At 38.1% G+C, this 22,263-nt stretch carries 15 protein-coding genes; 12 read left to right on the top strand and 3 right to left on the bottom strand.

The window, feature by feature from the left end; genetic code table 11:
• Positions 1 to 26: 26 nt before the first annotated feature.
• A complete protein-coding gene (locus ACVWYG_RS12215) occupies positions 27 to 251 on the bottom strand; it encodes a hypothetical protein (protein WP_457270507.1) in 225 nt (74 codons plus the stop codon).
• Positions 252 to 410: 159 nt separating this feature from the next.
• Here ACVWYG_RS12215 and ACVWYG_RS12210 point away from each other — a divergent pair, with 159 nt between their 5' ends.
• The 5 genes from ACVWYG_RS12210 to ACVWYG_RS12190 all read left to right on the top strand — a co-directional run bounded on the left by ACVWYG_RS12210 (position 411) and on the right by ACVWYG_RS12190 (position 9,876).
• Positions 411 to 2,654 (top strand): tetratricopeptide repeat-containing sensor histidine kinase, encoded by a 2,244-nt coding sequence (locus ACVWYG_RS12210; RefSeq protein WP_457270506.1) that lies wholly within the window; start codon positions 411 to 413, stop codon positions 2,652 to 2,654.
• Positions 2,655 to 2,806: 152 nt separating this feature from the next.
• Complete coding sequence (locus tag ACVWYG_RS12205; protein WP_457270505.1) at positions 2,807 to 3,838, top strand: adenylate/guanylate cyclase domain-containing protein; 1,032 nt, start codon at positions 2,807 to 2,809, stop codon at positions 3,836 to 3,838.
• 16 nt (positions 3,839 to 3,854) lie between these two features.
• Positions 3,855 to 5,315, top strand: a complete 1,461-nt coding sequence (locus ACVWYG_RS12200) for a YitT family protein (RefSeq protein WP_457270504.1) — start codon at positions 3,855 to 3,857, stop codon at positions 5,313 to 5,315.
• Positions 5,316 to 5,995: 680 nt separating this feature from the next.
• Positions 5,996 to 7,972 carry a DUF3857 domain-containing protein gene (locus ACVWYG_RS12195; RefSeq protein WP_457270503.1) on the top strand — a complete coding sequence of 659 codons (1,977 nt, stop codon included), beginning with the start codon at positions 5,996 to 5,998 and terminating at the stop codon, positions 7,970 to 7,972.
• A complete protein-coding gene (locus ACVWYG_RS12190) occupies positions 7,969 to 9,876 on the top strand; it encodes a DUF3857 domain-containing protein (protein WP_457270502.1) in 1,908 nt (635 codons plus the stop codon). The genes ACVWYG_RS12195 and ACVWYG_RS12190 overlap by 4 nt, the downstream gene beginning before the upstream one ends.
• Before the next feature lie 404 nt (positions 9,877 to 10,280).
• Here the strand turns inward: ACVWYG_RS12190 and ACVWYG_RS12185 are convergent, their stop codons facing one another.
• A complete protein-coding gene (locus ACVWYG_RS12185) occupies positions 10,281 to 11,174 on the bottom strand; it encodes an AraC family transcriptional regulator (RefSeq protein WP_457270501.1) in 894 nt (297 codons plus the stop codon).
• A 130-nt stretch (positions 11,175 to 11,304) separates the two neighbouring features.
• Between ACVWYG_RS12185 and ACVWYG_RS12180 the strand changes: the two genes are divergently transcribed.
• The 7 genes from ACVWYG_RS12180 to ACVWYG_RS12150 all read left to right on the top strand — a co-directional run bounded on the left by ACVWYG_RS12180 (position 11,305) and on the right by ACVWYG_RS12150 (position 20,688).
• Complete coding sequence (locus tag ACVWYG_RS12180; RefSeq protein ID WP_457270500.1) at positions 11,305 to 14,850, top strand: PVC-type heme-binding CxxCH protein; 3,546 nt, start codon at positions 11,305 to 11,307, stop codon at positions 14,848 to 14,850.
• A gap of 12 nt (positions 14,851 to 14,862) precedes the next feature.
• A complete protein-coding gene (locus tag ACVWYG_RS12175; protein WP_457270499.1) occupies positions 14,863 to 15,690 on the top strand; it encodes a ThuA domain-containing protein in 828 nt (275 codons plus the stop codon).
• A 113-nt stretch (positions 15,691 to 15,803) separates the two neighbouring features.
• On the top strand, positions 15,804 to 16,922 hold the full coding sequence (locus ACVWYG_RS12170; RefSeq protein WP_457270498.1) for a Gfo/Idh/MocA family protein: 1,119 nt from the start codon (positions 15,804 to 15,806) through the stop codon (positions 16,920 to 16,922).
• Between the two features lie 32 nt (positions 16,923 to 16,954).
• On the top strand, positions 16,955 to 17,806 hold the full coding sequence (locus tag ACVWYG_RS12165; RefSeq protein ID WP_457270497.1) for a sugar phosphate isomerase/epimerase family protein: 852 nt from the start codon (positions 16,955 to 16,957) through the stop codon (positions 17,804 to 17,806).
• A gap of 195 nt (positions 17,807 to 18,001) precedes the next feature.
• Positions 18,002 to 18,589 (top strand): hypothetical protein, encoded by a 588-nt coding sequence (locus ACVWYG_RS12160; RefSeq protein ID WP_457270496.1) that lies wholly within the window; start codon positions 18,002 to 18,004, stop codon positions 18,587 to 18,589.
• An 8-nt stretch (positions 18,590 to 18,597) separates the two neighbouring features.
• The gene (locus ACVWYG_RS12155) at positions 18,598 to 19,347 is read left to right on the top strand and encodes an EcsC family protein (protein ID WP_457270495.1); all 750 of its coding nucleotides are present in this window, start codon (positions 18,598 to 18,600) and stop codon (positions 19,345 to 19,347) included.
• 177 nt (positions 19,348 to 19,524) lie between these two features.
• Positions 19,525 to 20,688: a DUF4185 domain-containing protein gene (locus tag ACVWYG_RS12150; protein WP_457270494.1), complete on the top strand. Its 1,164-nt coding sequence runs from the start codon at positions 19,525 to 19,527 to the stop codon at positions 20,686 to 20,688.
• A gap of 345 nt (positions 20,689 to 21,033) precedes the next feature.
• On the opposite strand, the gene ACVWYG_RS12145 is transcribed toward ACVWYG_RS12150, so the two are convergent.
• Positions 21,034 to 22,194, bottom strand: a complete 1,161-nt coding sequence (locus tag ACVWYG_RS12145; RefSeq protein ID WP_457270493.1) for an MFS transporter — start codon at positions 22,192 to 22,194, stop codon at positions 21,034 to 21,036.
• Positions 22,195 to 22,263 lie beyond the last annotated feature (69 nt).

Below are 22,263 nucleotides of genomic sequence, written 5' to 3'. Positions count from 1 at the left end.
CCCTTAAATTGCTGTAACGCCAAATTTTAGTTTGAAACCGGCTTTGGTGAGCTTCCATTTTTTATAACTTCTGGACGGGTGGTACTGGCGGAATCCTTATCTAAAGGAGGCAATGTATCTGTCTTAACTTTCGTAGTCGTAATGGTAGTATCTACGGTCGTTGTCTTCTTTCCTTTCGAGGTACATCCCAACATCAAGCTGCTGCCTATCAAAAAGATAGCCGCAATTTTAAAAGATCTGTTTGTTTTCATTTTTTTCGATTTTGGTTTAGGTTAGGTGATGATAAATTTAGCTAAGTGAATTTACACATCATTCAGCTAAAATCATCTAAAAAGTTTAAAATTGTGTGTGATAAATTTGTACATTCAATAAATTTTACAACTACTTTCCTTTACCCTGAAATATTGTGAATGAAAACCAAGAAAAAATTCTTCTACAGTCACACTAAGCAATACGTTATTGGTCTCCTCAGAGAAAATTTTATCCGCCAAATGCCTTATTGTAATGCAGCCACATTCTACACAATAGCTTTTCTTTTCTTCACAATACCTGTAACCTCGTCTGCTCAAGCCTTTTCTGTAATAAAGCTCAAGAAACAAATTAACGTCTTTAAAACAAAAGAGAATTATTTAACCGATACGATCTATTTTAACAGAGTTATAAGCCTCGGCTTTTTTTATGCAGATCAATATCCAGACTCTGCGCTCGTACTTTTGCCACCCATTACCCAACAATGTAGGGCGGCGGGTTATTTACTTGGCGAAGTAAATAGCATTACTGCGCTCGGTAATGCTTGGTTAACTAAAGGAAACTCCAAGCGTGCATTCAACTTATATCAACAGGCATATGGGTTAGCCGAAAGTAATAGGTTAGAGCAAGCGAAACCAGATATTTTAGGAAATATTGCCATCATATATTTAAATCGAGGAAATTATACGGTTGCCTTAGAAAAATTTTATCAGTCTTTACATCTCGCAGAAAAAAGAGGAGATAAATTTTTAATTAGAAGTACTTTAAATAATATAGGTACGATACAATTTTATCAAGGTAAAATGAGCGATGCTGAGGCAGCTTTTTTAAAAACTTTAAAAATTTCTAAAGAACTTGCAGATACTCAAAATATAGTTTTGTCTTACAACAATATTGGAGAAGTAAATATAGAACAGGGTCAGATACAGAAAGCGATTAAAAATCTGGCCATTGCTTATACGCTTTCCGCTCAAAAAAATATGCCTGATATGAAGGCGTCTATTTCTAATACGTTAGGAGATGCTTATTATAGGATAGATAGTTTGCAGTCTGCAGCGACCTATTTTAATTCTGCCCTAAAGACTGCACAAAAAACAGATAATGCGCGTGCAATTGCTAAAGCAGAGATTGGTTTAGCTAAATTAAATAATAAAAATAAGCAGTATATGCGTGCATTATATTTTGGTCTTGATGCTATAAAAAGAGCAGAAAATATGGGGCAGGTTCAGTTGCAGAGAGATGCTATGGCTGTTGTAGCAGACATATATGAGCAAATAGGCGATGACAAAAATGCACTTTTTTACTTTAAGCGATATAAGAGATTTGCCGATAGCCTTGTAAATATTTCTAATGAAAGAATCTCTGCAAACCTAAAAGCAGATTATGAAATCGCAAAAAAAGAAGAAATTTTTAAAAGTAAAACTTCTCAACAACGTTGGTGGATATTCTCTGCACTGGCGGGCCTATTTTCTGCACTGATTATTATAATACAAATTTACCGCAACAAGAAAAAACTTGGAGAAACGTACAGGCAATTGCAAGAAAAAACGGGAATAATAGAAGCACAAAAGATAGAAGTTGAAAATACCCTTGCCGAATTGAAGACTACGCAAAAGCAACTTGTTCAAAATGAAAAGATGGCTAGTTTAGGCGAGCTCACTGCCGGGATAGCCCACGAAATCCAGAACCCATTAAACTTTGTAAATAACTTCAGCGAATTAAGCAACGAGCTGATCGATGAGATGATTGGTCAACTAGATAAGGGGAATTCTGTAGAAGTAAAGGCCATTGCTAAAGACATTAAACAGAATTTAGAAAGAATAAATAACCACGGTAAACGTGCCGACGCCATTGTGAGAGCGATGTTACAGCATTCGCGCACCAGCAGTGGTGCAAAAGAGCCTACGAACATCAACGCGTTGTGTGATGAATATTTGAGGTTAAGCTATCATGGTTTGCGGGCAAAGGACAAATCCTTTAACGCAGAACTTAAGACAGATTTTGACAACAGCATCGGAAAAATATCCATTGTTCCGCAAGATATAGGGAGGGTAATACTAAATTTACTAACGAATGCTTTTTATGCGGTGAATGAAAAACGTCTGCATGTTGAGACAGATAATCACTATCAACCTATGGTTTCCGTCAGTACAAAGGCCGTGAAACTTCCTTCAGGTAGGTTGGAGGTGACCATTGGCGTAGCCGATAACGGTAATGGGATTCCCGAAAGGATCGTCGAGAAAATATTTCAGCCTTTTTTTACCACCAAACCCACAGGCAAAGGAACAGGGTTGGGATTAAGTTTAAGTTATGATATTGTGCATGCCCACGGCGGGAAAATAAAGGTGGAAACTAAAGATAAAATAGGAACAAATTTTATAATTACCTTACCTACTATTGGTTAATTTAAAAAACTAAACCAGGTTTGTTAGGATGATTACGGTAAAGGGAGATTGCAAAAATTACAACCAAGCCATAAAACGAGATGCCGAGGATTTTTTAAAAAAAACAAGTTGATTTTAATAATCAAAAAAGAGAAACTCAAAACACGATTGTGATGACAAAAATATTGGTAGCTGACGACGAAGTGGATTTAGAGTCGTTAATTAGGCAAAAATTTCGACAGAAAATCAGAGAAAAGGAATACGAATTTTTATTTGCGACAAATGGGAACGATGCGCTTAAAAAACTGGCGGAAAATCCAGACATAGATATTCTATTGAGCGACATCAATATGCCCGAAATGGACGGACTTACCTTGCTGGCGCGCGTAGCAGAAGCTAGACCTTTGCTAAAAACCGTCATGGTATCTGCCTACGGCGATATGGAAAACATTCGCACGGCAATGAATCGCGGAGCATTTGATTTTGTCACCAAACCTGTAAATTTCGATGATTTGGAGCTAACCATGCAAAAAACAATTAAGTATGTGCAACAAATGCGCGAAACACTTCAAGCGATAAAAGAGAACAACATTCTTAAAATGTATGTCGATCAAAATGTGCTCGCCTTTATGGCTTCTAGAGAATATGAAAACTCCTTGACGGCAAACGAAGCCGCAACCGCAACTGTTGCCTTTATTGATTTGTGTGGATTTACAAAGGTAAGCGAGACGCAGACGCCAGATACGGTCGTAAAAATGCTTAATCAGTATTTTGATTTAATGGTCAAAGAGATCATCGCTCAAAATGGAACGATAGATAAATTTATCGGCGATTGTATTATGGCAGTTTTTAAGGGGGAATACCACCTAGATCGAGCAATTGATGCATGTCTTTCTATTAAAAATAGAATAGATCGCTTGCCCGCAGAACACGGTTTCAACCCAAAGGTTTCCATCGGAATTAACAGTGGAGAAATGATTTCGGGTAATATTGGGTCTGCAACTTTAAAAAGATTAGATTATACCGTAATTGGCGATACAGTTAACACAGCACAGCGCCTCCAAAGTGTTGCAGAAGGAAGCCAGATTCTGATTACCGAAAAATGTTATAATGCTGTAAAGCAATCTTTTAGTTGCAAATCTGTCGGAATTAAGTTGCTTAAAAATAAGTCACAGGAGATGGTCCTGTTTGAGGTCCTAAATTAACTTAGCAATTTTTTAAATGCAATTCGATCCCGTTTACGCGTTCATGATACAAAAATTGGAAACAGAGCTTCCAATCCATTTATCGTACCACAACGTCCAGCATACTCTACGTGTAATCGCAGCAGTAGAACACCTCGCAACGATCGAGAAAATTATTGGAGAAGAGTTAGTTATACTCAAAACTGCAGCCCTATTTCACGATAGCGGATTTCTGCAAAACAATGCAAATCATGAGTCCATTTCCTGCGAAATAGCAACGGAATACTTGCCTAATTTTGGCTATCTTCAAGAAGAAATTACTCAGGTTTGCGACTTGATAATGGCAACTAAAATCCCGCAGTCGCCCAAATCAAATCTAGGCAAAGTTTTATGTGATGCAGATCTTTATTATCTGGGCGCAATAGATTATGCGCCAAAAGCCGATTTGTTATTTCAGGAATTTAAAAAGAATGGCATTCTCAACACCCGATTTGAATGGCTTACCAGCCAAGCTGATTTTTTAGCTTCGCATCGCTTTTTTACAGCTGCCGCAAGGGCCAATCTGGAAATACAAAAAGAAAAAAACTTAATTGAAATCAAACTGGAACTCAATAAAAAATCACCCTCAAAACATAAAGAATCAGCCAAAGAGTTAATACAAGACATTGTTTTAAACGCATTAGGTGTAATGATCGCAGCTTTTGCATTAAAATGTTTTCTAGTCCCAAACCATTTCTTCGATGGCGGAGTAACCGGTCTTTCGCTTTTGCTGCACGAACTTTATCATTTCAATCTTTCTGTTGTTTTGATTATACTAAATTTTCCTTTTATCTGCTTAAGTTATTTTACGGTCAGCAAAAAATTTGCAATACGCATTTTAACCAGTGTTGTTTTTTTGAGCATTGTACTTCTCGTCATTCCAGAATTTGCGCTCACCTCCGATAAATTACTGATTGCGGTTTTTGGCGGTATATTTCTCGGCATGGGTATCGGGCTTGTTATGCGAACCGGCGCGGCGTTAGATGGCATAGAGGTATTGGCACTTTACACCCTAAAGCGTACTTCATTTACCATTACCGAAATTATTCTTTTTATAAATATCTTAATTTTTAGCATTGCGGCATTTTCATTCGGCATCGAGACCGCACTTTATTCTGTTTTAACCTATTTTGCCGCCACGCGCACCATAGATTATGTGGTAGAGGGCATTCAGGCTTATACTGGTGTGACTATAATTTCTGGTAAAAGCGAGGAAATTAAATTTGAACTCGTAAACCATCTTGGCCGTGGCATTACCGTTTATAAAGGCGAACGCGGGTTTTTACCTGGACAATTTGACGTAAGTGCTGAAGTAGATATTATTTTTACGGTGATTACACGACTAGAGATGCGCAGACTAAAAAATCTAGTCTATCAAGTAGATCCACAAGCTTTTGTTTTTGCCAATACCATTAAAGAAGCTGCCGGCGGACTTCTAAGTCGAAGACATTCGCATTGAGCAAGGAATAGCAATCAGCTGGCAGCTAGCAGTTTTCAGAAATCAGCCATCAGTTGTCAGCCAAGGTTTCTTTGCTCTTTGTTCCTTGCTCATCTAGGATTTCTGCGTTAGACTTTTAACTTTTTGGGCGGCTGTATCCGGCTGTTCAGGGGCTTCGTTAAGTTTTAAAACTTAACCCTCATTTCATTCGGCCCTTACCATCCAGGCCGCGGGCCTTCGCGCTATTGGCAACCACCGAAATGGCTAGCCGCCAACCTTCTCGCGGCTAATCTTTAATAATTTAATCATTCAGACTAATAAAACTTTCCAATAATAAACGACTCTAAGACATAACATTTAATCATTCTAACCTCAACTTAGGTCTCAATCTCAATTTGCTTTTAGCTTTCCGCCCAGTCCTTGCTCTTTATTCTTTGTTCCTTGCTCATCTAGGATTTCTGCGTTAGACTTTTAACTTTTTGGCCGCTGTCTCTGGCTGTTCAGGGGCTTCGTTAAGTTTTTTTTTAAAGGAAAACTTATTCGGCATTTCATTCGGCCCTTACCATCCAGGCCGCAAAACCTGACAACGCTTAGTCATTGCATAAAGGTTTTACCTACAAAAAAAAAGTTAAATGACTGCTGTAATAAATTTCATAATCTAAGACGCTAAATTTATATTGCAACAAATTAACCAAGCTCGAATGAAAATCCTTTTTCTGCTCTTTTTCTCTTCCTTCTTCGCAATTAGTACTTTTGCACAAGACTTTATCTCTGGTAAAATCACGTTTGATGAATATAATTTCAATAGAAATAAGTTAGACAGCAATGCAAACGCCGTTGTATTAAAAGAGTTTGGAACCTCTTCTATTCAAATTAACGACCAAACCGGAAGCTCAGAGTTAATCTTCCTTTATCATGTAAAAATTAAAATTTACAATAAAGAGGGTTACAATCAGGCTAATATTTCCATCCCAACCTATAAAAGTGGCTCTAGAGAAGAATATATAACTGAAGTTAAGGCGTCTACATTCAACGAGGTTAACGGAAGGTATGTAGAAACGGCAATGGATAAGAAAGCACTTTTTACAGAGAATAGATCAAAATACGTTACCCTTACAAAGTTTACGCTGCCTAACATACAAGATGGCTCCATTATAGAATATAGCTATAGGTTAGAAACGCCTCGAATATTCAATTTTAAAACTTGGGAATTTCAAACCAATATACCAAAAGTGTTCAGTGAATATTTAGTCTATATTCCTGCCATTTATAATTACAATGTGTCACTCCGCGGATTTTATAAGTTGACCGATACGAAATCTGAACTCGCTAAAGAATGCTTGCGCATTAACGGCGTGCCAATAGATTGCTCTAAAATATCGTATGTAATGAAAAATATTCCTGCATTTGTTGAAGAAGAATATATGACAGCGCCGAGTAATTTCAGATCTGCTGTTTACTTTGAATTAACAGACTGGCAAATGCCCGACGGAAGGAAACAGAGCTATACCAAAACGTGGAAAGATGTAGATTACAAACTGACTACCGAAAAAAGCTTGGGTGCGCAACTGAAACGTAAAGACTTATTTAAAGATGCAATGCCTGAGGTGTTAAAAAATACATCAGATGATTTAAGCAAAGCGAAAGCAGTTTATGCATATGTAAAAAAGGAGATTAAGTGGAATCATTATTATGGAATTTATAGTGAAGACAACATTAAAAAAGCCATTGGTTTACATTCTGGAAATGTGGCGGATGTTAACCTAAGCTTAATTTCAGCCTTTTCTGCAGCAAATTTAGATGCAGAAGCGGTAATTCTGTCTACCCGCGAAAACGGTAGGCCAAATAATTTATATCCAGTAATTAGCGAGTTCGATTACTTGATAGCTAAGGTTAATATTGGCAAGCAAAGTTATTTACTGGATGCTACAGAACCTTTGATGCCTTTTGGTCTGTTACCTTTACGGTGTTTAAATGATAAAGGGCGCGTGCTAAATCTAAAAAAGCCATCTTATTGGATAGAATTAGCCACCAAACAAAAGTCTTCGGCTACTTATGCATTGGATGCGAAATTAAGCGCAGATGGGAGAATCGTCGGAACAATTGTTACAAGTAGCACAGGTTACGAAGCTTTTAACAAACGAAACGAAATTAAAAAGTATAGTTCTCCTGATGAATATGTTGAGAAATTAGATGAGCGTTTGCCTAAATTAAAAATACTAAAGCATCAAATTGAAAACTTAGACAGTATAGAGAATTCTTTAACTGAAATCTACCAAATAGAAATATCTCCCATGGAAAACACCGGAAAAGATGAATTAAATTTCAGTCCGTTTTTTATAAATCCAATTTTAAAGAACCCATTTAACTTGTCAGAAAGAACCTATCCCGTAGATTTGGGTTTTCCTTCTTATGAACGCATCCAAATAAATATCGCTTTACCAGGCGATTTTGAGTTGATAGAAAAGCCTAAAGACATGGCTTTGGGCTTGCCTAATAATGGCGGTAAATATTTTCTTCAAACACAAATTTTAGGGAATACACTTTCCGTCGGACAGATTTTAGAATTCAGTGAAGCCGTTTATCAGGCAGATCAATATCCCTACTTAAAGGAATTTTATAGTCGGATCATTCAAAATCAAAAGTCAGAAATTCAATTAAGAAAAATAACTAAATGAAAGCTACCTTCTCTGCTCTTTGCTTGCTGCTATTTACGCTCCAAGGATTTGCTCAAGAAAACTATGATGCAGATTTAATTCCCTCAAATTTAAAAAATCGTGCCAATGCGGTAATAAGAAATGAAGAGACTGTGGTAGACATGCGTTCTTCGGATAATGTGGTGTTGAGTGTAAAAAGGGCTGTTACAATATTAAACGAAAACGGAGTCGAACACGGTAGGTTGGTTCTATTTTATGATAAAAATACAGACATAAAAGGCATCAAAGGTGAGGTGTATAATGCTTCGGGAGTCGCAACAAGAAAGTTTAATCAAAATAGTTTTAACGATGGCAGCGCTGCTGATGGATTTTCGCTTTTTGTAGACAGCCGTTTAAAATACTTTTCGCCCTCAGAACAGATTTATCCTTATACCATCGTATACAATTACGAAATTAGGTATAAGCAAAATTTAATCATTCCAGATTGGACTCCGCAAACTGCAGACGATGTTTCGGTAGAGAAAAGTAGTTATATTTTCATCTGCAAGCCCACAGAAGAGCTAAGGATAAAAACACAAAGTTTTACAGGTAAACCGGAAGAGTCGATCAACAAAGGGCAAAAACTACTTACTTGGAAAATTGACAATATGTTTGCAAGTAAGCCAGAACCCTTTAGTCCAGATCGAGAAACTTACCAAACCAATGTACAAATCTCTGCTAAAGATTTTACGTACTACAAGCACCAAGGGAGCTATACCAATTGGGAAGGATTAGGCAAATGGATTTATAATGACTTACTTAAGAGCCGTCGGGAACTGCCTCCAACAACGGTATCGATGGTTAAAGAGCTTGTAAAAAATGAGAAGACTGATAAAGACAAAGCGAAGAAAATTTATGAGTTTATGCAGAATAAGACAAGATACATAAGTGTACAAATAGGAATTGGTGGCTTCCAGCCTGTGACTGCCGAGGAGGTAGATCGACTGGGTTACGGCGATTGCAAAGCGTTGGTTAATTATATGCAAAGTCTTTTAGATGTTGCCGGCATTGCCTCTATTTATTGTGTGGTAGAAGCCGGAAATCAAAAAGTAAGTTTAGATCCCATGTATGCGAGTATGGGACAAGGCAACCACATCATCCTTTGTATGCCTTTAAAAGGAGATACCACGTGGCTGGAATGTACTAGTCAGAAAATTCCATTTGGATTTTTAAGTACTTTTACAGACGATCGGCTAGTTCTTGCTTGTAAACCAGATGGTGGTCAGCTTTTAAGAACCATAAAATTAAGTCCTGAAAGCAATCTGCAAACGAGGAACTGCACGCTAAGTATATCCCAAAACGGAGATGCAAAAGGGTCTATGAAAACCAATTTTTTAGGTTCGCAATTTGACAATCGGGAAGAAATGTTGGACAAACCCATTAATGAACAACAAAAACTTTTAACAGCGTTATACGACATCGATAATATAAATTTCGACAACGTAGATTATAAGCTTAAAAAGTCTCTCAATCCTGAGATTATAGAAGATATTGCGCTTAACATTAGGCATTATGCTGCGGTGAATAACGACCGGATGTTTATAAAAATGAACGCTTTTAACGTAAAAAGTAGCGTTGCAGAAGTAGTGGACAGAAAGTTACCAGTGTACATTAACCGTGGCTACACCGACGAAGATAGCATTAGCTACAACCTACCAGGAGAGGTGTTAACGACCAATATTCCTACGATTGACAAAAAATTTAAGAATGAATTTGGAACCTACACCGCAAAAACAGCGCTAGTTGACCGGAAGTTAACTTATTACAGGAAATTTGTTTTAAATGACGGAACTTTTCCAGCAAAAAGTTATGCCGATTTTTATAAGTTTATTACCGAGGTAAACTCCGCCGATGGACTAAAGATTATTCTTAATTTGAAGAAATAATTTGGGATTAACTAAAACGGCAGTTTGGGATTTGTAGAGCACTTGAAAATGGCTTCAGCACTTCTCTAAAAAATCTGAGCATTGATCGCTGACTTCTGATTTACGCGCGTTAGTCTCTCCGATTTTGGTGGTGATTTCACTTTCTTTTTTATAAACTTTGAATCTTACAGCTTGTCCGGCTATTCGTTTAGGCTTTCGGACGGCATTCCTGACTGTTCATAATGTTGGTATTTATTATTAAAGAAGCGGAATAGATGCCATCGTTTCGCTGCCTAATTATGGGGCACTTTCAATTTAAAATATCGAATATGCTGAATAAAATCAATTGGCTTTTCAACTTATTTTCTTAAAAAATCAATAGAGAATTAAACGAGTTCGCCAACGTATTTTACTGGTGGTTGGTTTCAAAAATCTCTATAAGCATCAATAGCAACCTTTATATATTCACTTCTGTACTGATGCGGCTGTTTGCCTACAACCATTTTGAATTGCTTATTAAAATTAGATAGGGTTTGAAAGCCACATTCATATCCGACGCGGTCGATATTTAGTTTCTCTTCTTTTAGTAATTTACACGCGTATTCAATCCGAATTTCTTTAAGAAAATCTGAAAATGATTTATATACACGTGTCTTAAAATATCTGCTAAAAGAGGTTTGGGTCATGTTGGCTATGGCTGCTACGTCCTCTAAACTTATTCTATGCTTAAAGTTATTCATTACATATTCGTAAACCTTATTCATTCGATGCGTCTCGGCTTCTGTATTTGCAGCAATAGTGTGGTTATGTGTGATCACGTGGCACTCATTAGATTTAGCCAATACACTTAATATTTTAAGTAGTTGTATAACACTTTCTATGCCTTTTAAAGTAAGCAAATCTAGCATCATTTTAATTGCCGTTTTTTTTGTTTCTCCGGTGATTTCTAAACCTCGCTCAGCGTTTTGAAACAGTCTTGAAATGCCTTCCATCTCTTCTTTTTTATGTACCGTTTCACCTAAAAAATGATCATGAAAATAAATTACAATCACTTTAGTGGTTAGTGTACTCTTTTTTTCAAAATAGTCGTTATGATTTCTCCATACATGTGGAAGGTTAGGGCTTGTAAAAACCATGTCTCCATCTATAAAGGGCTTAACATTGTCCCCTACAAATCGGGTCCCTTCGCCTTTAACAACATAAGTTAACTGAAACTCGGGGTGCATGTGAAAAGTAGGATCAAAATGGGGTGCAAGAATCTCTTTAATCACAAATGATCTAGAATCAGGAATAGCTGATTTAGGTACAATTTTTTTCATACAAAACTTATATTATCATTAAATATAAGCTTAAAATTTATTTTATGATATAATATAGTCATAATTGGACAAAATGAAGCATGTTTTTATTTTTTATAAAAGCTAATATTGTTTGACCAAATTAAAACCAATGAGAAAAATAGCCTATCTGCTGTTTATTACGTCGTTACTTCTTAATAGTTGTGCAAACAAATATTTAGCGAATGGAAATAAATCTAAAACAGCAATTATCGGTGTAAATGATGCCCGAAGAGGAGAGGTATTGTTTCTTGGCAACATAGGTAAGCACCACGATTCGAACAGATTTGCGCCCTGGCTTGCGATTAAACTATTCGAAAGCGGGATCAATCTTACTTATACCAACGATATAAATGACCTTAATACCGAAAATTTAAGTAAGTATGATGGATTAATTATTTATGCAAATTATGATTCCATATCGCCCGTACAAGAAAGCGCATTAAAGGACTTTGTTCAGAATGGTAAAGGATTGATACCGTTGCATTCTGCTGCCGGCTGCTTCAGAAATTCAGCATGGTACGCGAGTGCGGTTGGTGGTCAATACAAATCAGAAACCACAGGTAGCTTCACAGCCAAAATCATCAACTCAGAACATCCGATTATGAAAGGACTTAATGAGTTTGAAACCAGGGATGAGCAATATGTACACCAGCGCTTAAATGCGGATATAACTGTTTTGATGGAGCGCACTAACGGCGCAACTCACGAACCAAATACATGGATAAGAAATGAAGGAAAAGGCCGGGTGTTTTATACCGCTTACGGGCACGATGATGTGACCTGGAAAAAATTAGGCTTTTTGAAGTTAGTTGAAAACGGAACCCTATGGGCAATGGGAGATCAGGTAAAGCGCCAAATCGCAGCATTAAAAATTCCTAATGTTAGTATTTATCCAGATACCGTGTCAAACTTTACCGCCCGTCATTTGGTTCCTAAAATTCAGGAAGGCTTAACAGCTGAAGAATCTTTAAAGCTGATTCAGGTTCCAGCAGATTTTGACATAAAGCTTTTTGCAGCAGAACCAGACATTACCAACCCAATTGCGATGGCTTGGGATGAAAGAGGAAGATTGTGGGTGATAGAATCAGTGGATTATCCCAACACATTCATAGAAACCGATGGCGCAGCGAACGATCGAATAAAGATTTGCGAGGATACAGACGGCGACGGGAAAGCAGATAAGTTTACGGTGTTTGCCGATAGTTTAAATATTCCTACAAGTATGGTTTTTGCCAACGGAGGAATAATTGTTTCTATGGCGCCAAATTTTGTTTTTATGAAAGATACAAACGGTGACGATAAAGCAGATATCCGGGAGACAATCATTACAGGTTTTGGAAAAAACGACACCCACGCAGGTCCATCCAATCTGCAATATGGATTTGATAACAAGATTTGGGGTGTACTAGGTTATTCCGGATTTAACGGCAACATAAATGGTAAAAATGTGCGATTTGGCCAGGGCGTGTATCGATTCAATTCTGATGGGAAAAATCTAGAGTACCTCGCGCCAACCAGTAACAACACTTGGGGTCTTGGATTCTCTGAGGAAAACAATATATTTATTTCTACAGCTAATAATACCCATAGCGCGTATTATTCTATGCCCGCAAAGTATATGCAAAGGGACCTTGCAGGCAATGGCATTCAACCAGTACAAAAACTCGATGGTCATTATGATGTGCACGCCATGACACCGAATTTACGTCAAGTTGATGTAGTTGGAGGTTTCACAGCTGCGGCAGGACATCATCTGTACACCGCGCGAAACTATCCTAAAGAGTACTGGAATCGAATCGCGTTTGTTTGCGAACCGACTGTTCGTCTTATCCATAAAGCCGTTATCGAACCAAATGGCGCTGGTTTTACGGAAAAAGATGGGTGGAATCTGTTGTCCAGTTCCGATGAATGGGTGGCGCCGGTACAGGCTGAGGTTGGCCCTGATGGTGCCGTTTGGGTAGCAGATTGGTACAATTTTGTGATACAACACAACACATTCGTTCCCGGTCAGGCGCCTACAGAAGAAATTCTGCCAATAACTCTTGCAGATCAAAAGGGAGGCCAGGGAAATGCGCTTATTAGTAATTTAAGAGATCTAGATCGAGGTAGGATATATAGAGTTATTTATAAAAAAGCGAAACCATATACATCGATTAACTTATCCAAAAATGATATTCCTGGCTTGCTAGCCGCGTTGGAAAATGACAACATGTTTTGGCGGATGACGGCACAACGTTTATTGGTTGAGTCAAAAAATCAATCCGCTCTTCCGGGACTCTATAAAATAATAAACAATCAGCAAGTTGATGAAATCGGGCTTAATGGACCGGCTATAAATGCACTTTGGACATTGCAGGGTCTTGGCGCCATAGGTGGTTCGAATGCAGAGGCGTTACAAGTAGTTAAAAAGGCTTTTTTACATCCGGCAGCTGGTGTGAGAAAAGCTGCCATTGAGGTTTTATCAAATAATCAGCAGGGCATAGACGCAATTCAAAACAGCGGCTTAATTAATGATCCCAATTTAAACGTAAGAAAGAGTGTCCTTTTGGCCATTGCAGCTATGCCTCCATCTAACGATCTGGGAGAGTTGCTATACCAAGCAAGCACGAATGCTGAAAATGAAAAAGATAAGTGGCTTTCTAAAGCCTTATTTGCTGCTGCCATTACCCATAGAGAAGGTTTTCTTGCTGCCGCACCCGTTTTTCAATCATCTAACGACTCTATTCAGTTGAGTTTTAGCCAGCGGCTTGCTAACTTGGTACATCAGGAAATTTATATCCTAGATAAAAAAAATCCGATTGTAACCGCTCCTGATGTAACAGGAAAAGAATTGTTCATTAAAGCATCTCTAATTAGAAGAGGTGAAAGTTTGCAGGGAGTGGTTATCGCCCAGGGCGACAAAAATAATGGGTATGGCATCTACATTCAAAGCGGAAAACTCAATTTCGTAGTAAAGCAAAATGGTAAAACCTATACAGCCAGCACAACGGATTCGCTTTCAGAAAAATTTGACGTTTTAGCCAGCTTGACTCAAAAAGGAACCATGACTATTGAAATTGATGAAAAGAAAGTAGCTAGTTCAAAAGCCGCTTCCCTATTTACAAAACCCCTAAACCAAGAAGTTAGAATTGCGAGAGATTTAGAAGGGGAAGATAACATAGGTAATTATGTTGGTACATTTGCCTTAAAGGGCGATGTGCAAAATTCATCTATCGAGTTGAAAGACCCAAATAAAACATCTTCTGAAACGACAATTGTCAAAGCTGGCACGTTAAAGCCCTTAGTTATCAGTATTAAAGTGGTGCAAGATATGATGCAATACGACAAGAAATTGTTTACGGTAAAGGCAGGTCAGGTGGTTACAATTGATTTTGAAAACCCAGACGGCATGCAGCACAATATGCTCATTTTAAAGCCTCGCAGCCTGCAAAAGGTAGGCGCTGCAGCTGATGCCATGTTGAGAGATCCGAAAGCTGCAGAGAAAAACTACGCTCCGGAAATCCCTGAAGTATTGCATGCCATTAAACTATTGAATCCAGAAGAAAGTTTTCAATTAACATTTACAGTACCAGATGAACCTGGCGATTATCCCTTCGTTTGTACTTTTCCCGGGCACTGGAGAGGAATGAACGGAATAATGCGGGTGGTTAAATAAATTTTGTTAAGTATGAAAAATTACATAATCTCAAATCCGCCGGCCGGACAGGACGGTCTAAAATCTTCTCTTATGAAAAAATCAAATCATTCATTTAACGTTCTTCATCGGTTATATTTAATTTTATTTTTTGGGCTTGTATGTATTTTTCTTAATTCCTGCGCAATTAAATCAGCGGGAAACAAAACAGCTTCCAAAAGTACCAGAGTGCTTATTGTGGGTGGAGGGTCTTCTCATGATTTTAATCTTTGGTACAAGGATGCTGATGCCAAAACATTAGAAAAAGAGGGGCATGCGGTAGTGCGATATACGGACAATACAGATTCTATTGCTTTTTATTTGGAGCAAGCAGATGTTCTTTATCTGAGTAACAATCAGCCAATCAAAAATACTGCAGTACGCAAGGCAATTTTTGATTTTGTAAATGCCGGAAAGGGCTTAATATTGGCGCACGCAGCCCTATGGTATAACTGGGAGGATTGGCCCCAATATAATTTGCAGTTGGTTAGTGGCGGCACGAAATCGCATGACAGTTACGGCGATTTTGAAGTGACTATTGTAAATAGAAATCATCCAATAACAAAAGACGTTGAGCCTAAAGTTACCTTAAAAGACGAAAGATATCATTATGAACTGGATGCAGCGGGTCCGAGTATTGAAGTTTTGGCGACAAGTAATAAGATTTCGGGTTCTGCAGCAGTTTATCCTTCAATATTTGTAGTTAAAAACAACAAGGCACGAATAGTAGGCATTGCATTGGGCCATGATGCAGCATCGCACAATACGGCATTCTATAAAACAATTTTGGTAAATGCCATGAATTGGGTTGCACATAAATAATTAATTTTTACCTGTTTTTCGAAGTGACAATCGTCTAACATCGAGCGCTTTAAAAGCGCGTTTGCAAGCACGTTAAAACCATTCACTTAAAAAATAACTAGCACTTATATCTTATGAACAAGAATCAAATAACAGTTGTTATTGTTGGTATGGGATTTGGAAAAGAGTTTATCCCAATTTATCAAAGCCATCCTAATGTTAAAGCAGTAGGCATCTGTACCCGTAATAAAGATACGCTGGCAGAACTTGCCGCTAAATTCAACCTAGATAAAAATCTTTGTTTTGAAAATTTTGAAGACATTCCAAAACGAGACGATGTAGACGCTATACATATTGTAACACCCGTTCCGGAACATGCAAAAATGACCTTGGCATCTTTAAACGCCAACAAACACACCGCTTGCACCATACCAATGGCGATGACCGTTGAAGATTGTAAAGCGATAGTAGAAGCTAAAAGAAAAGCGAAAAAAGTTTATATGATGATGGAAACTGCCCTCTATACCAGGGAGTTTTTGTATGGACTTAATTTGGCAGAAACCGGACAGCTGGGTCGAATACAATTTGTAAGAGGATCGCACATTCAAGATATGAGTATGGACGGATGGGCTGACTATTGGAAAGGATTTCCTCCAATGTTGAACGGCACACATGCTATTTCACCGCTTTTGCGAATTAATAATACAAAGGCTGAAACGGTTGTTTGCCACGGTTCGGGTAAGTTAAGCGATGACCTTGCGAAAAGATACAACGCCCCTTTCGCCGTTGAAACAGCTACTTTTACATTAAAAAATTCTGACGTTATTGCAGAGGCAACTCGCTCATTATTCGATGTAGTGAGGCAATATAGGGAAAGTTACGATGTGTATGGCACCAAAATGTCTTTCGAGTGGGAGCAACTACAAGATGAAAGCCATGTAATTTTTGATGGAGGGGAGAACGCTAAAAAAATAGATGCTCCAGATACCGATGAAATGCTAATCGATGAAATAGCGCACTTTACAAAAAGAGAAAAAATAGACGATCCAAACCACGTTTCGTTTCTTCAGGGTGCTGGTCATGGTGGATCACATCCGCATTTGGTTCAGGAATTTATTGCCGCCATTGTTGAGAATAGAAATTCTGCCGTTGATGCGGATGTGGCAGCAAACTATACCTGTGCGGGAATTTGCGCCCATGAATCTGCAATGAATGGTGGCATAAGAATTAGTATTCCAGATTTTGAATTGTAATTAGGAATAGGATAATTTTCGATAAATAATTTATGATAAAATTTGGTGTTAGCACATTTGTCTGGGTTTCGCCCTTTCATACAAACTCTTTTGATCTTGTTTACAAAGTTAAAAGCATGGGTTATGATATACTCGAAGTTGCTGTTGAGGACAAAGACTTAATTGATTGGAAGAAATTAAAAGAAATTGTAAAAGAATTAGGGTTAGAGGTTACAATTAGTGGTGCATTTGGCGCAGATAGAGATATATCGAGTACCGATGCTCATGTTAGGGCACAGGGGCTTAATTATATTATTGATTGCGTCAAAATAGCGGCATATATGGAGAGTCCTATTTTTACCGGGCCGGTCTATTCTGCCGTAGGCAAAACTAGGTATGTGTCGGCAGAACAAAAAGCCCAAGAGCGGAAATGGTGTATTGAAAATCTTTTAAAAGCCGAAAAAGTTGCGGCAGACCACAATGTTATTATAGGTGTGGAACCCCTAAACAGATTTGAAACAGACATGGTAAATACGACAGATCAAGCGCTGTCGATTGTTAATGAGCTTTCGAGCCCATACATAAAAGTGTCGATGGATACCTTTCATGGCAACATTGAAGAAAAAAGTATCGCCAATAGCATCAGAAAAATTGGTAAAGATCTATTATGCCATGTTCAAGCGAATGAAAGTGATAGAGGTACGCCCGGAACGGGAAATCTAGACTGGCAGGGAATTAAAGCAGCACTGATTGACATTGAATACAATGGCGCTATTGTGATAGAAACTTTTGGGGCTCCATCCAAAGAACTTGCAAAGGCGGCTTCAATATGGCGGCCTCTTGCAAATAGTGCGGATGAATTAGCAATAGAAGGACTTGCCTTTTATAAACAGTTATTTAATTAAAGCTCAGGTTCTGAAGGCATTGTAATATGCTTTTCAAAACACCCATGCATTTTAGGTAAGATAGAGCCAAGGTTTTTGTGTTTGAGGTAGAGAATGCAACAAGAAACGAGGGATTAGCTGGCAGTCAATTTGTTCAAAATGAGCATGTAATCGCAAGTTTTTTCTTAAATTAGTAGAACATTAACACTATTGATTATGAAAATATTTATGATGGCATGCTTCCTGCTTTTAACGCTACAGGTTTCTGCGCAAACTATTTTGCCTGCAGATGTACAAATTAAAACTGCTTTATTGGCGGCTCCTCCAGAATTGAGGGCTGATGCCACTGTAATAGGTTATAGCCCGTCAGGAAAATTTATTACGCTAAAAAAAGGAAATGGTTCCATTGTTTGTCTGGCCGATGATCCAAAATCAAAGGGGATAAAAGTAGCCTGTTATTCCATAAAATTAGAACCTTTCATGGCACGCGGGAGACAACTTACTGAAGAGGGAAAAACTTCATTGCAAAAGAAAGAAATAAGGGATAAAGAAGTTAAAGAGGGCAAGCTAAAAATGCCTAATAATCCAACCACATTATTTGTTTTGTCAGGAAAAGAGGAAAATTATAATCCTTCCACTGGAGAATTAAAGGATGGCAACTTTAGGTATGTAGTATATACGCCTTATGCAACACTCGCCTCGAGCGGCCTTCCTGCAAAACCATCTGAAGCTGGTATGCCTTGGTTAATGGATCCGGGAACTTATGGAGCCCACATTATGATTAGCCCACCAGAGAAAGAATAGTTTTTCTGATGGTTGATTATGAAACTTTTGTTAGAGATGAATTGCTCCAATGGCAGCGGAAAATGCTCGGCCGCCCCGGATTTTTCAACAATCTTTCTAAGAAGTTACAGATAAAGATCAACAGCTACATTCCCGAAAAAGTTCATGCTGCGATTACAAGTGCGCTGAAGCAGCTGATTCGTGGGATTTTGTTCGGTGCAAAGGTGACTACTTTTTTTGAGCGACCAGCAGAAAGTTTACAATTAATAGAAATCGCTGTAAAGAATAAAATAAAATTCTATCAAAGTACCGCGGCGGTTGAGGGTGGTATTACTGGAGCAGGTGGTATTTTATTAGGGTTTGTTGATTTTCCCGTTTTGATAGGTATAAAAATGAAAATGCTCTATGAAATTGCCGCTTTATATGGTTTCGACCTAACTGATTATAAAGAGAGGGTATATCTTTTGCATATTTTTGAACTAGCTTTTTCGAGCGATGTGCATCGGAGGAATGTGTATCTACAAATGCTGGATTGGGATGAAAATAAAAAGCTTTTGCCCGAGGACATTAATCAATTCGACTGGAGAAGTCTTCAACAGGAATATAGGGATTTTCTCGATTTGGCTAAAATGGCACAACTAATTCCAGTAATTGGCGCGCCAGTGGGTATTGTAGTGAATTATCGGTTGGTGAATAAGCTAGGAACTACAGCGATAAATGCCTATCGGATGCGGAAACTAAGCCATCTCCTCGATGATAAAAATTTCTTGGAACAATAAGAAGCGCAAAACCTGATCGTTCTTAGTTGTTTTTAACTCATATTTTCCAGACAACGGTACAAGTGATTGGCCGAAATGTTTAAAAGATTAATTTATTGTGCCACAAAGCCAACATTCGTATTTACATATTGAAGATTAAGTAAATAAATTTATTGAATTTTAAAATAATTTTATCTTATGTCCCTGAAATCTATCCTTTATAGAGCCACAGTCCTTATTTTCCTAACGATTTTTGGAATAGCATGCGCGCTGAAGAATAAAACAGAACATTTTGATAATCGTGAGATTTCCATATCGGGTCCTACACAAGTTGCCAGAGTAACTGGAGAATCGTTATCAAGCGAGCATCTGCCAAGTCCAAACGATTCACCTAATCGAGTTGATGTTTTTGGAACAGATTTAGGCATCATTTGGAAAATGGCTGATAAGAAAATCGGATTGTTTTTTGGTGACACAAATGGGCAAGGTTTTGTTCCATTTAATAAAGGCGGCGGCGGAAACGGCGGAAACTGGCGTTCTAATGTCCTCGCTTTTTCTGAAGATAATAATTTCTCGGACGGAATAACCATTTCATCCTGGGCGGTAGAGAAGGATGGTAAAGCGAGAGAAATCGCAGCAGGAGGAAAGGCAAATCCTTCCAATTATCAAACTTCTATTCCTACCGGAGCTATACATGCGAACGGCGCCGATTACGTGCATTACATGAATATTTACGATTGGAACGGGCCGAAAGGTAGGTGGCTTACAAATTTCTCTTCTATTTATGCCTCTTACAATGGCGGTAAGACTTGGCAAAGAAAAGAACAACTCACTTTTAACAAGAGTAGTAAGTTTTCTCAGATATGCTATGCAAAAAAAGACGGCTATGTTTATATGATTGGTACACTTGCAGGCAGAGGAAGTAGTGCAAGTTTAGCACGGTTCAAGGAGAAAAATATAGAAAAACTCCATCTTTATCAATATTGGAATCATGACGAGAAAAAATGGGTGACCAACGACGAATCGGCGGCTAGCGATATTTTCGATGGGCCAATAGGCGAAGCTTCTTTGCAGTATCATGAAAAGTATAAAAGGTGGATTTTAATGTACATCTACGATTTTACACACGATAAAAACCCGGTGGTGTCTGATTACGCCATTGTTTATAGAACCTCTAAGGAAATAAACGGGATTTGGAGCGGTCCAAAAGTATTGCTTACCGGTAAGCAGTATCCGGGTTTATATAGTCCTTATATGTATCCATTTAAAGATGATAGCGACGAAATTTATTTTAATATGTCTTTATGGGGTCAGTACAATGTTTTTTTGATGAAGGCTACTGTTAACGTTAAAAAGGAATAAAAAGAGGCTTTGGTTGGATTATAGCACAAAATCCTGCTCAGAGAATTGAAATAGCCAAAAGAAAAAGATTTTACGGTTCGTAATTTGCACAGTAGTTCTTAGAATTTAAATCTATTTTAAAATTCTACTTTTTATTTCTTTGGGCGCTTTTAAACGCTGCACATGCTATTTTTCGGCAAGCAAAAGTTAGAAAGGATGCAATTTCCATTGCTAGCGATTGAATGTTGCTCAAACCAAGCAGCAATGGATCCTTCAAACAATCCTTCCCAACTTATTCAACTGCATAAAATAAGATTACCCCCGCCTTTTACCGATTTTTAATTTGCTTATTTCTTTTTTATATTTCTATTTGGGGTTCTTTCGGCTAATCAACACATTGACTACCGCTAAAATGCTTAAAATCCCCATAAAAATCACCGAATACATCCATCCACCCATTTTGTAGGCTTCTATCGATAAAAAGGCGCTCGTAGACCCACCGATAAAATAGGCGGTCATATAGACCGTATTTATTCGGCTATTTGAGCGCGCATCTAAATTATATATGATGGAAATATTGGTTACTTGTGCACCTTGAACGCCCATATCTAACAATATTACCACGGCTGCAATCGCAATTACAGATGCTGGGAAAATAAATAAAACAACAACACTTAGCACCACAATTCCTGTGGAAAAAATAAGCGACTTTGACTGTCCACCATTATCGGCAATTTTGCCAAATACGGGTGCAATAACAGCTCCAACAACAGCAAGCAAACCAAATAAGCCAATGGTAGACGGATTGTAAAGGAATGGTTCGCCACTTAAATGCAGCGTAAGTGTGATCCAAAATGCACTTAATGTGCCAAAACTAAGCATTCCTGTAATGGATGCCGCCCGGAGTGCCGGAAATCGGCCAAGTTGTGCAATGGTAGATTTTAATAGAGACCTGTAAGTGCCACTAAATTGTACTTTGGCTGAAGGAAAATCGGTCTGCATTAAAACCGTCGTGATTCCTACAAATAAAGCGCCAATGATATAAACATACTTCCAGCCCCATAAATGGGTTATAAAACCACTAAAAACTCTAGCTGTTAGAATACCAATAAGCAGGCCTGTAAAAATCTGAGCAACTACTTTCCCCCTATTTTCATCTATTAAGCTAGCCGCCATCGGCAATACGACTTGCGCAACAACGGCAAAAGTGCCAACCAGCACACTCGCTAAAAAGAGTAGTAAGATGTTGGTAGAAAAGGCGAACAACAACAAAGAAGCAATCAATAACAATTGAAGGTACAGAATTAGTTTTTTCCGATCAATCATATCCCCGATAGGAGTTAAAAAGAATAAGCCTAAACCATAACCCACCTGTGAAAGCACCGAAATACTGCCAGCTTTTTCTATTGGAATATTTAAGCTGTGGGCAATGGCTTCTAAAATTGGCTGACTGTAATATACATTCGCAACGGCTATACCGGCCGTAAAAGCCATTATAAATACCTGCAGTTTTGATAGCGTTTTCATAGTTGAAAAAAAAATTAATCTCCTCATAAGAGGATCAAATACAAAAGTCAACATCTGAACCGTGAAATT

Source organism: Pedobacter sp. UYEF25, from assembly GCF_054061655.1.
This window is presented reverse-complemented; position numbering and strand designations above follow the sequence as displayed.

Coding starts and splice junctions, on each gene's coding strand:
- ACVWYG_RS12215 (WP_457270507.1), bottom strand. CDS start 251: ATGAAAACAAACAGATCTTTTAAAATTGCGGCTATCTTTTTGATAGGC.
- ACVWYG_RS12210 (WP_457270506.1), top strand. CDS start 411: ATGAAAACCAAGAAAAAATTCTTCTACAGTCACACTAAGCAATACGTT.
- ACVWYG_RS12205 (WP_457270505.1), top strand. CDS start 2,807: ATGACAAAAATATTGGTAGCTGACGACGAAGTGGATTTAGAGTCGTTA.
- ACVWYG_RS12200 (WP_457270504.1), top strand. CDS start 3,855: ATGCAATTCGATCCCGTTTACGCGTTCATGATACAAAAATTGGAAACA.
- ACVWYG_RS12195 (WP_457270503.1), top strand. CDS start 5,996: ATGAAAATCCTTTTTCTGCTCTTTTTCTCTTCCTTCTTCGCAATTAGT.
- ACVWYG_RS12190 (WP_457270502.1), top strand. CDS start 7,969: ATGAAAGCTACCTTCTCTGCTCTTTGCTTGCTGCTATTTACGCTCCAA.
- ACVWYG_RS12185 (WP_457270501.1), bottom strand. CDS start 11,174: ATGAAAAAAATTGTACCTAAATCAGCTATTCCTGATTCTAGATCATTT.
- ACVWYG_RS12180 (WP_457270500.1), top strand. CDS start 11,305: ATGAGAAAAATAGCCTATCTGCTGTTTATTACGTCGTTACTTCTTAAT.
- ACVWYG_RS12175 (WP_457270499.1), top strand. CDS start 14,863: ATGAAAAATTACATAATCTCAAATCCGCCGGCCGGACAGGACGGTCTA.
- ACVWYG_RS12170 (WP_457270498.1), top strand. CDS start 15,804: ATGAACAAGAATCAAATAACAGTTGTTATTGTTGGTATGGGATTTGGA.
- ACVWYG_RS12165 (WP_457270497.1), top strand. CDS start 16,955: ATGATAAAATTTGGTGTTAGCACATTTGTCTGGGTTTCGCCCTTTCAT.
- ACVWYG_RS12160 (WP_457270496.1), top strand. CDS start 18,002: ATGAAAATATTTATGATGGCATGCTTCCTGCTTTTAACGCTACAGGTT.
- ACVWYG_RS12155 (WP_457270495.1), top strand. CDS start 18,598: ATGGTTGATTATGAAACTTTTGTTAGAGATGAATTGCTCCAATGGCAG.
- ACVWYG_RS12150 (WP_457270494.1), top strand. CDS start 19,525: ATGTCCCTGAAATCTATCCTTTATAGAGCCACAGTCCTTATTTTCCTA.
- ACVWYG_RS12145 (WP_457270493.1), bottom strand. CDS start 22,194: ATGAAAACGCTATCAAAACTGCAGGTATTTATAATGGCTTTTACGGCC.